Annotated in this window: 13 protein-coding genes; 8 read left to right on the top strand and 5 right to left on the bottom strand. The window is 58.9% G+C overall.

Annotation, left to right across the window (positions count from 1 at the left end; all coding sequences use genetic code 11):
* Nucleotides 1-10: 10 nt before the first annotated feature.
* From Q7F16_RS02915 to Q7F16_RS02900, 4 genes are all read left to right on the top strand, one after another.
* The gene (locus Q7F16_RS02915; protein ID WP_046062429.1) at nt 11-1,045 is read left to right on the top strand and encodes a histone deacetylase family protein; all 1,035 of its coding nucleotides are present in this window, start codon (nt 11-13) and stop codon (nt 1,043-1,045) included.
* A 50-nt stretch (nt 1,046-1,095) separates the two neighbouring features.
* The gene (locus Q7F16_RS02910) at nt 1,096-2,151 is read left to right on the top strand and encodes an ornithine cyclodeaminase (RefSeq protein ID WP_409555595.1); all 1,056 of its coding nucleotides are present in this window, start codon (nt 1,096-1,098) and stop codon (nt 2,149-2,151) included.
* 175 nt (nt 2,152-2,326) lie between these two features.
* Entirely contained in the window at nt 2,327-3,742 is a 1,416-nt protein-coding gene (locus tag Q7F16_RS02905; protein ID WP_409555594.1) for an amino acid permease, read from the top strand.
* A gap of 96 nt (nt 3,743-3,838) precedes the next feature.
* The gene (locus Q7F16_RS02900; RefSeq protein ID WP_046062426.1) at nt 3,839-4,384 is read left to right on the top strand and encodes a hypothetical protein; all 546 of its coding nucleotides are present in this window, start codon (nt 3,839-3,841) and stop codon (nt 4,382-4,384) included.
* Nucleotides 4,385-4,426: 42 nt separating this feature from the next.
* On the opposite strand, the gene Q7F16_RS02895 is transcribed toward Q7F16_RS02900, so the two are convergent.
* A complete protein-coding gene (locus Q7F16_RS02895) occupies nt 4,427-5,062 on the bottom strand; it encodes a hypothetical protein (protein ID WP_046062425.1) in 636 nt (211 codons plus the stop codon).
* 313 nt (nt 5,063-5,375) lie between these two features.
* Between Q7F16_RS02895 and Q7F16_RS02890 the strand changes: the two genes are divergently transcribed.
* The 4 genes from Q7F16_RS02890 (at nt 5,376) to Q7F16_RS02875 (ending at nt 9,699) form a co-directional block, all read left to right on the top strand.
* Nucleotides 5,376-6,353: a helix-turn-helix transcriptional regulator gene (locus Q7F16_RS02890; protein WP_046062424.1), complete on the top strand. Its 978-nt coding sequence runs from the start codon at nt 5,376-5,378 to the stop codon at nt 6,351-6,353.
* A gap of 137 nt (nt 6,354-6,490) precedes the next feature.
* Entirely contained in the window at nt 6,491-7,366 is an 876-nt protein-coding gene (locus tag Q7F16_RS02885) for a transporter (RefSeq protein ID WP_024618960.1), read from the top strand.
* Between the two features lie 22 nt (nt 7,367-7,388).
* Nucleotides 7,389-8,552: an MFS transporter gene (locus Q7F16_RS02880; RefSeq protein ID WP_046062423.1), complete on the top strand. Its 1,164-nt coding sequence runs from the start codon at nt 7,389-7,391 to the stop codon at nt 8,550-8,552.
* Nucleotides 8,553-8,586: 34 nt separating this feature from the next.
* The gene (locus Q7F16_RS02875) at nt 8,587-9,699 is read left to right on the top strand and encodes a class II histone deacetylase (RefSeq protein WP_409555593.1); all 1,113 of its coding nucleotides are present in this window, start codon (nt 8,587-8,589) and stop codon (nt 9,697-9,699) included.
* A gap of 98 nt (nt 9,700-9,797) precedes the next feature.
* On the opposite strand, the gene Q7F16_RS02870 is transcribed toward Q7F16_RS02875, so the two are convergent.
* The 4 genes from Q7F16_RS02870 to Q7F16_RS02855 all read right to left on the bottom strand — a co-directional run bounded on the left by Q7F16_RS02870 (nt 9,798) and on the right by Q7F16_RS02855 (nt 13,115).
* Nucleotides 9,798-10,298: a lipocalin-like domain-containing protein gene (locus Q7F16_RS02870; protein ID WP_079303377.1), complete on the bottom strand. Its 501-nt coding sequence runs from the start codon at nt 10,296-10,298 to the stop codon at nt 9,798-9,800.
* 71 nt (nt 10,299-10,369) lie between these two features.
* On the bottom strand, nt 10,370-11,692 hold the full coding sequence (locus tag Q7F16_RS02865) for an NTP/NDP exchange transporter (protein WP_409555592.1): 1,323 nt from the start codon (nt 11,690-11,692) through the stop codon (nt 10,370-10,372).
* Nucleotides 11,693-11,762: 70 nt separating this feature from the next.
* Nucleotides 11,763-12,809 carry an SDR family oxidoreductase gene (locus tag Q7F16_RS02860; RefSeq protein ID WP_409555591.1) on the bottom strand — a complete coding sequence of 349 codons (1,047 nt, stop codon included), beginning with the start codon at nt 12,807-12,809 and terminating at the stop codon, nt 11,763-11,765.
* A 45-nt stretch (nt 12,810-12,854) separates the two neighbouring features.
* Nucleotides 12,855-13,115 (bottom strand): DUF2790 domain-containing protein, encoded by a 261-nt coding sequence (locus Q7F16_RS02855; protein WP_052719931.1) that lies wholly within the window; start codon nt 13,113-13,115, stop codon nt 12,855-12,857.
* Between the last annotated feature and the right edge of the window lie 48 nt (nt 13,116-13,163).

Here is a 13,163-nt window from a genome sequence, read left to right as displayed (position 1 = left end):
GATGCGCAGAATGTTTACAGTTTTCAGTGATTCCCACCGTTTGCACCACGGCACCGAATTGAAAGACGGCGTGCTCAAGCCGTCGTTCGAACAGCCCAGCCGGGCCGATACCGTCCATGATCGAGTCAAGCAGGTAGGCCTTGGCCAGATCGTCGAACCACGGGCATTTGACCGGTCGTGTTACGTCAATGCCCACAGCGAGCGCTACGTCAGCTTTCTTGAAAGCGCATGGTCGGAATGGTGTGCGACCGGGCGTACCCACGACGCCTTGCCGCTGGTATGGCCAGTGCGCGATTTGTCCAACGATCAAGTCCCGACTTTCATCGACGGAAAGCTCGGCTTCTTCGCCATGGATGCCGGTTCTCCGATTACCGCGACCACATGGCAAGCCGTAAAGACCAGCGCGGACATCGCCCTCACCGGCCTGGCGCTGATCGATGAAGGCCACGACAGTGCCTTCGCCCTGTGCCGTCCGCCCGGCCATCACGCAGCGCGTGAGTACATGGGCGGTTATTGCTATCTCAATAACGCCGCCATTGCCGCACAACAGGCCATCACTCAAGGCGCAAAAAGTGTCGCTGTACTGGACGTCGACTTCCATCATGGCAACGGCACCCAGAATATCTTCTACGAACGCAGTGATGTCATGTTCGTGTCGTTGCACGGCGAACCTGAGGTGTCTTATCCGTACTACTCAGGCTTCAGTCACGAAGTCGGCGTCGGCCATGGCGAAGGTTACAACCTCAACTACCCGTTGCCGAAAAACACCACCTGGGAAAGCTATCGCAATGCCCTGCTCCACGCCTGCAGGAAACTCCAGCAATTCGCCCCTGAAGTACTGGTTATTTCACTCGGCGTCGACACGTTCAAGGACGACCCCATCAGCCACTTCCTGCTGGAAAGCGAAGATTTCATCGGCATCGGCGAGCTGATAGCGGGTGTGGGTTGCCCCACTCTGTTCGTGATGGAAGGCGGCTACATGGTCGATGAAATCGGAATCAATGCGGTCAATGTGCTGCATGGTTTCGAGAGCAAACGCAGCTGAGTCATCCCCTGCCCCGCAACGTTTTTACTAATGAACCGGAGAATAAAAACATGACTCTTTTCATAGACGTCGATCATGCCGCACGCCTGTTCGCCACGGTGGGCATCCGTCGCGCAATCCGCGAAATGGCAGATTACATCGAAGCTGATTATTCACGTTGGGCGCAGTTTGATAAGTCGCCTCGCACCGCCAACCATTCGGCCAAGGGTGTGATCGAGTTGATGCCGACCGACGATGGCCAGCGGTACTCGTTCAAATACGTCAATGGTCATCCGGACAACGGTCAAAGCAACTTGCTGACGGTCATGGCCTTCGGGGTCCTGGCCGATGTCCACAGCGGCTATCCAACCCTGCTCAGTGAACTGACGCTGACCACCGCTGTGCGCACGGCGGCGACCTCCGCCTTGGTCGCGAAGTCCCTGGCGCGCCCGGATGCAAGCATCATGGCCATCATCGGCAATGGCGCCCAGAGCGAATTTCAGGCCCTCGCCTTCCATGAAATGCTATCGATCAAGGAACTGCGCATATTCGATATCGATCGTGACGCCTCGCTTAAGTTGAAGCGCAACCTGGCCGCGTTCCCGGATCTTGAAGTAATCCTGGCCGGCTCTGTGCAAGAAGCGGTCAAGGGCGCAGACATCATCACCACGGTCACTGCAGATAAAGCCTACGCAACGATTCTGACGCCCGAGATGATCGAGCCCGGCATGCATATCAATGCCGTAGGGGGCGACTGTCCGGGGAAAACCGAGCTGCACGCCGAGATCTTGCGTAACGCCCGGGTCATCGTTGAATTTGAACCTCAGACCCGGATTGAAGGTGACATCCAGCAATTGGAAGCCGACTTTCCCGTCGTCGAGTTTTTCCGGATTGTTCAGGGCGAAATCAAGGGCCGCGAGAACGACGCACAGGTCACCGTGTTTGATTCGGTGGGCTTTGCCCTCGAAGACTTTTCGTCATTGCGCTACGTGCTAGACCTGGCCCAGGAGCATGCAATCGGTGAGCGCATCCACCTGGTGCCGACGCCTGCCAACATAAAAGACCTCTACCAAATCCTGGATCAGCAGCCAGCAATCGTCCCCTCACGCCTGCGCACAGTGAGCTGAAAACCCTAGGCGATGCCCCTGAGCAAAGTGCCAAGGGGCTACGTACCACTGTGGGTACGCGGCAAATCTCGCTCTGCAAAAACAACCACCGTCAGTAGCCGTTGCATCTCTAACAAATACGCAAGACACCACTTTTCTGCCAAAACTCAAAAACATAAAATCAAGAGGTTTTGTAATGAAATCAACTCCCTCAGGGCTGATTGAACAGCCCGCGCTGCAGCGCACCCTCAGCAATCGTCACATTCAGTTAATGGCCATGGGAGGCGCCATCGGTACAGGCCTGTTCATGGGGTCCGGGAAGATCATTGCCCTCTCGGGCACGTCGATCATCCTCATCTACATGATCATCGGTCTGTTCGTTTATTTCGTCATGCGTGCCATGGGCGAAATGCTGCTCTCGAACTTGAACTTCAAAACCTTCGCGGATTTTGCCGGTGCCTACCTCGGCCCGCGCGCGGCATTCTTCCTTGGCTGGTCGTATTGGTTGAGCTGGAGCGTCGCGGTGATAGGTGATGCCGTCGTGGTCGGCGGATTTTTTCAGTATTGGTTCCCCGATGTACCTGCCTGGATACCGGCCATCGGTATGCTGATGACACTGTTCGCCTTGAATGTGCTGACGGTCAGGCTTTTTGGTGAAGTGGAGTTCTGGTTCGCGATCATCAAGATCATTGCCGTCATCACCCTGATTGGCGTCAGCATGGTGCTGATTGCCAGCTCCTTTGTCTCACCCAGCGGTGTTACTGCTTCGCTGAACCACTTGCTGGATAAACAAGCCGCGTTCCCCAACGGCCTGTTCGGTTTCTTTGCCGGTTTCCAGATGGCAATCTTCTCATTTGCCGGCACCGAACTGATCGGTACTGCCGCCGCCGAAACCCGCAACCCCGAGAAGACGCTACCGAAAGCCATCAACTCGATTCCGCTGAGAATCATCCTGTTTTATGTGCTGGCACTGGCCTGCATTATTGCAGTGACTTCGTGGCAACAGGTTTCGCCCAACAAGAGCCCTTTCGTCGAGCTGTTCCTGGTTGCAGGTTTTCCCGCGGCAGCCGGTATCGTCAACTTTGTGGTGCTGACGTCTGCCGCTTCCTCGGCCAACAGTGGTGTATTTTCGTCTAGCCGCATGCTGTTCGGACTGGCCAACCAGGACAACGCTCCGGGGATTTTCCGACGTCTGTCGAGCAATAGTGTGCCTCTGCTGAGCCTGGCGTTCACCACACTGTTAATGCTCGTGGGGGTGCTGCTGCTTTTCATCGTTCCTGAAGTGATGACCGCATTCACCATTGTTTCTACTGTATCGGCAATCCTGGTGATTTTTACTTGGTCGACCATCCTTGCATCGTATATCGCCTATCGCAAAAAGCGACCTGAGCTGCACGCGAAATCGGCCTATAAAATGCCTGGCGGCGTACCAATGGCCTGGTTTTCCTTGGCGTTCCTGGGCTTTGTTCTTTGTCTGCTGGCATTGAGACCTGATACCCGTATTGCGTTGGTGGTCATGCCGGGTTGGTTCATCTGGTTGGCAATTGCTTACCAACTGACCTGTTCCAGAAAACCTAAAACCGCTGCCGAAGCTGCCAGTCAATACGGCTGAGATGTTTGGGTGCAGCGTAAACCGCAACTCATTCTTGATAGCTTAAGGCCATCTGTCGATAATCACGCCTTCTAAAAAAGCACATAAGGATTTGCTGTGAAGAAGCTCTACTTGGCTCTACCGTTCTGCGCGCTGCTGCTACAAGGCTGTGGCGTGACCATGACCCGCTATGAACCCAACTTTCAGAACGTTCAGCAGCTCAAGCAAAATGCACCCATGCAGCCCTTGCGCGAGACGCAGGTGAATGCGGATTCAGGTCAAGGGTCGCTGATGGTACGCCTGAACCCGATTTCGTCGCCCGAGGGCAGTGTTCCACTGCACATCCAGGCCGCGATCAACGATGAGCTCCGTCAGGCCGGTCTGTTGGACCCTCGTGCTGACCGGCAGCTGCAGGTTCAGTTGGTCAAGAGCCAGCTCACCGCAGGCATGAGCAGCGGCCATGGCGAAGTGGCTGCGCGCTTCACGCTGCGTAAAGGTGATCAGGTTCTATACGAAACCACTAAGGATGTGCAGCGTGATTGGGACAGCAGTTTCTTCGGTCCGATCGCCATTCCGGCGGCCGCGAACAACTACAACCCTATGCTGCAAGACTTGCTCAAGAGCTTGTACAGCGACCCGCAGTTCACTCAAGCGTTGAAGTGATCAAAAAAAAGAGCCGCGATTGCGGCTCTTTTTCTATTGGTGTCAGCCCCGTGGAATATGGGTGTCGACAGCGGAGTATTTTATGCGGTTGTTGTCGACCCAGTTCTTCAACAGCGCATTGACCTGGCGGTTGAAGGTGTCGGTGATGGCCGCCTTGGGCGTATTACCTGCCAGGGGCAGGAACCAGATGCCCATCCAGGTGTTGACCGCATCATGATTGCTGGTCTTGCCCAACGGCTGACCCTGCTCGTCCAGGGTTTCCAGGCTCATGGTGTATTGGTCGGTCGCCAACGCAGGAATGATCGTGAACGTGAAGCCACTGAGGAACGCCAGGACCATTTGTCCACCGCCTGGCGCATGGTTGTAGACCTTCAATCGAAGACTGTAATCGCCTGGTTGCTTCTGGAATTCGTCAAAGACCACGCGCCCAAAAAGCCCTGATTCATCGAAGGTTCGCTTCAGGTCGGGTTTGAGCATGTCGCGAGCCTGCGGCACCTCGGTGGCCTTGGCATTGTCGGGATCGCCCTGATAGAAATCGAAATCGACATAGACATTCGGCTTGTTCGAGTAGCTGGCCATCGAAGGCAGATTCACGGGGGCTACTTCATCTTTGGTGAAACTGGCGCATCCACTCAGGCTCAAGGCCAAGACGAGGCCCATGGCTTTTGCAAATTGCATATCGACTTCCTTGCGTAATTTGACTGATGCCGCTCACAGAGAGGGGCATGAATTCTAGCGGGATACGCTTAAAAGCAAAAGGCCATCACCTAGGGGCCTACGCCGGCCACCGTTTGGACTTGCGGATTTCATATCTGGCGTCCACAGGCGGAAGAGCTCCCTCCGGGCACTATCATCATGCATCTGTAGGATGGCGATCCTCCTTGAACCCGCCGATACTCGACCCAGGCCCTGCCCCACGTCAAAACGACGTTCCGGCCCTCAATGACTTCGTGACGAAAACAATAAAAATGTCGCACAGAGGTACATACAAATGAGCCGTCATGATCATGGTCACGCCTGCCTCCTCGAGGCCTTCAGCGCAATGACACTGGAGCTTCAGCGCCTGGCGCAGGACAAAGACATCGAGCATTTCCACGAAGCAGCACTGAGCTGCATCAGCCAACTGCTGCCCTTCGACAGCGCCTGGTGGGGCCGCGGAGCAATGATTGACGGATTACCCGAAGAACACAGCTCCTATCTCCACAAACTGCCCCGTAGTTATCTGTCGGACTGGCAGTCGATTCGTCATATCGATGTGACCGTCACCAGGGCTCACGATGTTCCCGGGCAAGCCGTCGTTGTCGACATGCGTAACCCTGCCAGCGGCCCCGGGCTCAACTGGCTCGGCGAGACCTACGCCATTGGCGAATTGCTGTGCGTGGTGTACATCGACCCGCAAACCCATCTCAGCGATCACCTCGCGCTCTATCGCGCGACCGACGCGGCACGCTTTACCGAGCAGGACTGCCTGCTGTTGAACAACCTCATGCTGCACCTGGTGGCGGCGGTGTCCGCCAATCAGATTCGCACCCTGGTGGCCATGCGCGAAGCTCTCACCCACCCACGCAATCTCGCGCTAGCCGTGTGCGACCGACGCGGCACCCTGCACTGCGCAGAACGAGGCTTCGTCGACTTGCTGTTGAGCGAATGGCCGGACTGGAGCGGTCCTTGCCTGCCGGTGGCGATGGACGCCGACGGCTATGAAGGCAAGCACTTGCAGGTCGAGGCCTCGACGGTCGGCGATCTGCTCCTGCTGGCCGCCCGCAGCCGCACGGTGCTGATGCAACTGAGCCCACGGGAAAACGCCGTGGCCCAAGGCTTCGGCGAAGGCAAGACCTACAAGGAAGTCGCCCGCGACCTGGGCATGTCCCCCAATACCGTGCGCCACCACATCCGCGCTATCTACAGCAAGCTCGGGGTCAAGGACAAAGCCCGTATCGCCCATTTGCTGCATGCCCCGCCTGACTGATCCGCACCGCTGACTCGCGCTGACTTTTTCGCTGTCGTTTTGACGGCCACGGGACACCTTTGCCCTTTTTTTGCCCCTCTGCCACCTACGGGCGAGCCATTGCCCAAACAACAACTCAAAGAAGAGATGCAATACCCATGACCAACACGTTCACTCGCAATACAGCGCTGGCCCTGATCGGCGGCTTGTCGAGCCTGCACGCCAGTGCCGCCGACCTCAACGCCCGGGATTTTTTCGGCGCGCCTTCGGGCACCAACCTGGGCCTGCTCTATCTGCCGGCAAGCCGAGCTGACGACTTCCATGGCCCGGCCGACAGCACCGGCAAGGCCGACCTGAAGGTCAACGCCATGGCTTACCGCCAGGTATTTTTCACCGACATCTGCGGCACGCTATGTACGCCACAGTTCATCGTGCCCTTCGCCGACATCAACGCGCGCCTGCCAGGTGCCAGCCAACACACCGGGGAAAGTGGCTTTGGCGACCCTCAGGTCGGCGGCACCCTGTTCTTGATCAATGACCCTGCCTCACGCACTTACAGCGGATTGCTGACGCTGATTACGCTGCCGATTGGCGAATACCACAACGACAATCCAGATGTATCGCCCGGCGCCAATCGCTGGGGGGCCACCTTCGTTTACAACTACACCCAGGGCATCGGCGAAAAATGGGTGTTGGAAGCCAACCTCGAAGCCCAGCTCTACGGCAAGAACGACGACTACTTTGGCAGCGATCTGAAGCAGGACCCGTTGTATCGCCTGCAAGCCTTTGCCTCTTACGACTTTACGCAAAGCACCTACGGTGCTTTGCGGCTGATCCACGCCGATGGCGGTGAACTGCGGATCAACGACCAGCGTATCGATGACACCCACAAGCGCTACACCCAAGTGGGCTTCGAAGTCGGCCACTGGCTGGATAAACAGAACCAAGTGATGTTCGGCCTTTCCCAGAACGTCGCCACCGACAACGGCTATCACGGCACCGACGCACTGCTGCGTCTGGTCCATGTGTTCTGAACTCATTTATCGGAGCTTGCCCATGAACACCCAGACCCAACCGCTGGTGGATGAGCGTGTGCGCGTATCATCTCAACGGGCGCTGCTGGCAGCCATCGTGCTGTTCGCCGCGATCACCCCGACCATTCTCATGACCGCACCGGCCATCGCGGCGCAACTGGCGACTCAATGGCAGTTGAGCCCGTCACAGATCGGCGATCTGTTCTCCACCGAACTTGGCGCCATGAGCCTGGCCACCCTGCCCGCCCTATGGTGGCTGAAACGTATCGACTGGCGCCGCGCCGCATTTCTGGCTGGTGTCGTATTCATTGCAGCAAACCTTTTATCAGTGCTTGCTGCCGACTACTCGATACTCCTGGCATTGCGCTTTTGCAGTGCCCTGGCGGGCGGTTCATTGATGATCATCTGCCTGTCCAGCGCCGCGTCAACAGCCAATCCCGGCCGAGTCTATGGGTTATGGGTGCTGGGGCAACTGGTCGTCGGGGCGATCGGTTTGAGCATTCTGCCTCGGCTCTTCGAACACTTCGGGCTATCGGCGTGCTACGTGATCCTCGCAGGGTTGATGGCGGTCTTTTTGCCACTGGCCCGCTATTTTCCGCAAGGCAGCCCGTCGGCTGAAACAAGCGCCGAGCACGTCGCCATCGCCTCGCGGTGGAAAGCCGCACTGGGCATTCTGGGGGTCTTGAGTTTCTACATTTGCCTGGGCGGTGTGTGGACCTTTATTGGCTCCATCGCCACCCAGGCAGGTATCTCCGCCGAGTCCAGCGGCAGGGTTCTGGCGCTCGCCACGGTGATGGGTATTGTCGGAGCGGGCTGTGCCTCACTGATCGGCGACCGACTGCCACGCTTGCTGCTGTTGCTGCTGGGTTACGCGCTGATGGCCGGCTCAGTGCTATTGCTGCGGGGCCAACCCGAAATAATGCGTTTTGCCGTGGCGGCGCTGCTGTTCAAGTTCACCTGGACCTTCATCCTGCCGTTGATCCTCGCCTGCCTGGCCGACCTCGACCGCTCCGGAAAACTGATGAACGCCTCCAACCTGGTGATCGGCGGTGGCCTGGCTATCGGCCCGACAGTGGCGGGCCGGCTGATCGAAGCCAGCGGCGGTTTCCAATCGCTGCTGATCGGCGGGACGTGCATCACCCTGCTGTCCCTGGCGTTGATGCTCGGCAGCCGCCCAAACGCATGAATGGCCTTATTACCCTAAAGAAAATGGAAAGACGATGAGCCGAAAAAGTGCATTTTTCTTCGACGAACTCAGCCTCTGGCACAGCGCCGGGCTGCACGCCTTGACCTTGCCGGTTGGAGGATGGGTGCAACCACCTGCCGCCGCGGGCCACGCTGAATCGCCGGAAACCAAACGTCGCCTGAAGAGCCTGCTGGACGTTTCCGGCCTGACCCGTCATTTGCAGGTACGCAGCGCCAACGCGGCGACCGATGAAGATCTGCTGCGGGTTCATACACCCGGTTACCTGCAACGCTTCAAGACGATGAGCGATGCCGGGGGCGGTGAATTGGGGCCGCACGCGCCCATCGGGCCTGGTAGTTATGAAATAGCCACGCTTTCTGCCGGGTTGGCCATCGCAGCGGTCGATGCCGTGCTCGTCGGGGAAGTCGATAACGCGTACGCACTGTCGCGCCCGCCGGGCCATCACTGCCTCGCCGACAGTGCCATGGGCTTTTGCTTCCTGGCCAACATTGCCATCGCCATTGAAGCCGCAAAAGCCCGCCGTGGCCTGGGCAACGTCGCGGTGATCGACTGGGACGTACACCATGGCAACGGCACGCAATCCATTTTCCAAGAGCGTGGTGATGTGCTGACCATTTCACTGCACCAGGACGGCTGTTTCCCGGCAGGTTACAGCGGTGAAGCTGATCGCGGCCGCGACGCGGGGTTGGGCGCGAACATCAATATTCCGTTGCCGCCCGGCAGCGGCCATGAGGCTTACCTGTACGCGATGGAACGCATCGTGATTCCTGCGCTGGAGCGCTTCGAGCCCGCATTGATTATTGTCGCCTGCGGTTACGACGCCAACGCTGTCGATCCGCTGGCTCGCATGCTATTGCACAGCGACTCGTTCCGGCAAATGACCAGCCTTGTGCGCAAAGCCGCTGAACGCCTGTGTCAGGGCCGTCTCGTTCTGGTCCACGAAGGTGGGTATTCCGAAGCGTATGTGCCGTTTTGCGGGCTGGCGACCCTTGAGGAACTGGCGGGCGTGAGGACTGCGGTCACAGATCCCATGTTGGAATTTGTACAATTACAGCAACCGAAGGAGGCGCTTGCGGCGTTTCAGCGGCACTTGATCGATGAGTTGGCCGAAGCACACCAGGCCTAGCAGCTGACAATGTGGCGGGTCAGCTCCACGGCCCGAGCGTGACGCAAAATCCGATGCCATGACAGGCATCGGATTTTTTTCGGGAAGACGCTTCGCAATTACCTGACACGCTCAAAAACGATGTGAACCTTCGCCCCATCCGGGCGGCGAAAATCTTCTACCATTCGGTTGCCATCGACCTTCAACTGCAGGTCGTCCCGGGTGCGCACAGCGCCCACCCAGTTCGGGAACGTAGACCCTTCGACAGTGTTGCCTGTGAACTCACCGTTCTGGTCGACGGTATATCGCCCGAAAAACCCGATGCTCCCCGCCATCGCTGCCCGGTTTTCCTCATCGGTGCCTTCGCCACGAACGTTGGATCGAAACGCCGGCACGCGTGGATCCGTGAGTACTTCGACAAACGTCAGCTCTGGCGTGAAGACGAGCCAACCATGAGGATCGGGGCCATAAGCATTCGATTTAATGCCCTGGCTCTCAACGGTTGCACTGACCATGCGCCATGTTCCGACCACGGAATTCTCTTTGCCCGCAAACACACTGGAGCACCCCGAGAAGGCAATCACCGCTACGACCGCCAGTACCTTGTTTTTCAGACTCATCCGCGTCACCTTTCCTCGCCGCAACGACGCGGCAGACAATAGAGTGGGTTTCATTCTGGTCGGCACGGTCTTCATGCCCTGGCCGAGATGGTCGCCAAACGTAGCTCCCGCAACGTGGCATTATCCGCCTTCCGCCCCAGTTGCCAGCCCAAGTAACCCCACAGCAGTGCGCAACAGGCGCCGATTATCGCGGCCAGACCGGCCCCCTGCCCTAGCAGGTCGAGCAGACTCTTGGCCCAGCCGCTCATGGCGTCCCCTGCGCGATAAACCACGGTGTCGATGAAGTTCTTGGCCTTGTATTTACTCTCGGCATCCAGCGGCGCGAACAGCATTTCCCTGCCCGGTCGGACGAACGCGTACTCACCGATTCGTCGCACGATCATCACCGCCGCCAGCAGAGCGAACCCCGGCGCCAACGCCAGGCCGAGGAAGCCAATGCACATGAGCAGCGGCACGACGGCCAACAAAGCGCGCACTCCCAACTTCGGCGCGATGCGGCCGGTGATGAACAGCTGGGACAGCAACGCACCGGCCTGCACGATGATGTCGATGGTGCCGAAGATACGTACTTGCGCCGCGCGATCGGGATAGAGCTCGGCCACCAGGCGCGCCTGTTCGAAATAGAGAAAGGTGCTGACCGTCGCCAACAACACGACAAACCCGGCGATGCCCAACAGGTAAGGTGACCTGAGCACCGCCGTCAGGCCACTGAACGGATTACCCTGCAATGGCTGCCGGGGGCTTTGCGTCGGCGCAGCGCCGGGACGGCCAGCCCCGCCCGTTTCGCGCCACCCCATCAACACCCGTTTCAACACCAGCGTGGCACCGAGCAACAAGGCCGCCAGAAACATCAATCCCGAGGCGCCGAGGGGGCCGATGAGCAGCGCGCTCAGGGCCGGACCCAACAGACCGCCGACGCTGGCGCCCGCGGCGATGAAGGCGAACAGACGCTTGGCCTGCTCGCTGTCGAATACATCTGCCATCAGGCTCCAGGCCACGGATACGACGAACAAGTTATAAACCGAGATCCAGACGTAAAAGACCCGGGCCAGCCAGACACTGTCCGGCTGGAACTGGAATAACTCGACGAACATCAGCAGGTTGAAACCGAAGAAGCCGTACACCCAGTCGATCAGGCGCAGGCGCGGAACTCGGGAACTGAGCCAGGCGAACAACGGCACGGCTGCCAGCATGACCAGGAAGGTCGCGGTAAACAGCCATTGCAGATTCTCCACCCCCGCCGCGATGCCCATCGATTCACGGATTGGGCGCAGCATGAAGTAACCGGTGAAGAGACAAAGGAACAGCAGGAACCCACACAGCGCCGGACGCAACTCACCGTCGCGGGCGTTCAGGGCGAGACTCAGCCGGTGCAAATAGGGAGGCGCAGTCATAAGGAACTCCGGGGAGATGGCAACAAGACAAAGGCCAAGCGCGGGACGGACGCCCGCGCCCAGGGTTGCATCAGCGATAGGTCACACCGGTCAGTCGCTCGGAGACGGCCCAGAGTCGTTCGGCATCGGCCTGCGTGCTCGCGGCGGGCGGTGTCTTGGCGAACCCCAACGGACCGCGTCTTTCTCCGTCAGCGGTCGGGCCGTAGTAAGCCCCGCCCATGGCCTGTGCAGCAGTGGCGGCATATAAGGTGGGCAACGCCCCTTGTGCCGCTGAGTGGTACGCGTCACGGTCCTTTGCCCAGCGCCGACCGAACTCGCTGTCGAGACCTGGCCCCCGTGCGACCAACTCGGTGACCGCAACGCCGGGATGCGCCGCCATGCTGCGAATGCCCCAGTTTTCAGCATCACTGCGTCGCTGCAAGGCAAATGCCCAGTGCAGGACGGCCAGTTTCGATTGTGCGTAGGCCGCGTACGGGTCGTACTTCTGCTCGCTCTGAAGGTCATCAAGGTTCATCGCGCCGCGCGCTGCGGCAATGCTGGACAGGCTCACCACGCGGGCATCCTGGCTTTGACGCAGGAGCGGCACCAACAGGCCGGTCAGCGCGAAGTGCCCCAGGTAGTTGGTGGCCAACTGAAGTTCAAAACCATCCGCGGACGTGCCCCGCTCGGGCGGCGCCATGACGGCGGCATTGTTGATCAATACGTCGAGGCGCGGCAGCCGCTGATTGAGACGCTGGGCCAGGTCGCGCACCGATGAAAGATCAGCCAGGTCCACGTTCTCGAACAGCACCTTGGCGTCGGGCACGGACTCGCGGATACGCGCAATGGCCTGTGCGCCGCGCTCCGGGTTGCGCGCGGCGATGATGACCTCGGCGCCGGCACGCGCCAAGGCCAGCGCATCCTCGTAGCCCATGCCGCTGGTGCCACCGGTGATCAGGACAATCCGGCCTTTCTGGGACGGTATGTCGCTGGTCGACCAGTCTGGTTTCGGTGTAATGCGATCGGAAGCTTCGATACTCACCGCACTGAGCAGCGCGACGCCCGCGGCGAGGATTCGAGTCAGTCTTCCAAGCCGGCTCATGCGGCCAATGGTGGGTGTTGTTATGCTATTCCACATGGTGATGGTCCCTGTCTGAATAAATGAACCGGCATCGCCGGACGGTCACTGTGTCGAGCACGCCTGCGCCAACTGCAGAAAGCTGACGCGTTTCTTTACCCCTTGGGTGTTCAAGTAGGTCATCTTGGCTTGCACGACCTCGCATACCGGCGATGTCGCCGCCTCGATATGAATGACCCTGGCGATGTCCAGCGGCATGCCATATTCGTAGGCCGGGAACTGCGTTTGCTCTTTGGCGAGCAGCGGCGAGCCGCTCAAGGAGATGACTGCCAGCAGGCCGGCAATCGACAGGTTTCGAATGTTCATAGTGGGCTCCACGACACTGTCCTCGTTGGGATGGTCGTGGCACTCTAG

Origin of the sequence: Pseudomonas sp. Lb2C2, assembly GCF_052112205.1 — a bacterium.
GTDB classification, from domain to species: domain Bacteria; phylum Pseudomonadota; class Gammaproteobacteria; order Pseudomonadales; family Pseudomonadaceae; genus Aquipseudomonas; species Aquipseudomonas kilonensis.
This window is presented reverse-complemented; position numbering and strand designations above follow the sequence as displayed.

Bases quoted from the DNA above. Each gene is read 5' to 3' on its own strand.
- Q7F16_RS02875 (WP_409555593.1), top strand. From the start codon at position 8,587: ATGAGCCGAAAAAGTGCATTTTTCTTCGACGAACTCAGCCTCTGGCAC.
- Q7F16_RS02885 (WP_024618960.1), top strand. From the start codon at position 6,491: ATGACCAACACGTTCACTCGCAATACAGCGCTGGCCCTGATCGGCGGC.
- Q7F16_RS02855 (WP_052719931.1), bottom strand. From the start codon at position 13,115: ATGAACATTCGAAACCTGTCGATTGCCGGCCTGCTGGCAGTCATCTCC.
- Q7F16_RS02880 (WP_046062423.1), top strand. From the start codon at position 7,389: ATGAACACCCAGACCCAACCGCTGGTGGATGAGCGTGTGCGCGTATCA.
- Q7F16_RS02870 (WP_079303377.1), bottom strand. From the start codon at position 10,298: ATGAGTCTGAAAAACAAGGTACTGGCGGTCGTAGCGGTGATTGCCTTC.
- Q7F16_RS02860 (WP_409555591.1), bottom strand. From the start codon at position 12,809: ATGTGGAATAGCATAACAACACCCACCATTGGCCGCATGAGCCGGCTT.
- Q7F16_RS02865 (WP_409555592.1), bottom strand. From the start codon at position 11,692: ATGACTGCGCCTCCCTATTTGCACCGGCTGAGTCTCGCCCTGAACGCC.
- Q7F16_RS02910 (WP_409555595.1), top strand. From the start codon at position 1,096: ATGACTCTTTTCATAGACGTCGATCATGCCGCACGCCTGTTCGCCACG.
- Q7F16_RS02890 (WP_046062424.1), top strand. From the start codon at position 5,376: ATGAGCCGTCATGATCATGGTCACGCCTGCCTCCTCGAGGCCTTCAGC.
- Q7F16_RS02895 (WP_046062425.1), bottom strand. From the start codon at position 5,062: ATGCAATTTGCAAAAGCCATGGGCCTCGTCTTGGCCTTGAGCCTGAGT.
- Q7F16_RS02905 (WP_409555594.1), top strand. From the start codon at position 2,327: ATGAAATCAACTCCCTCAGGGCTGATTGAACAGCCCGCGCTGCAGCGC.
- Q7F16_RS02915 (WP_046062429.1), top strand. From the start codon at position 11: ATGTTTACAGTTTTCAGTGATTCCCACCGTTTGCACCACGGCACCGAA.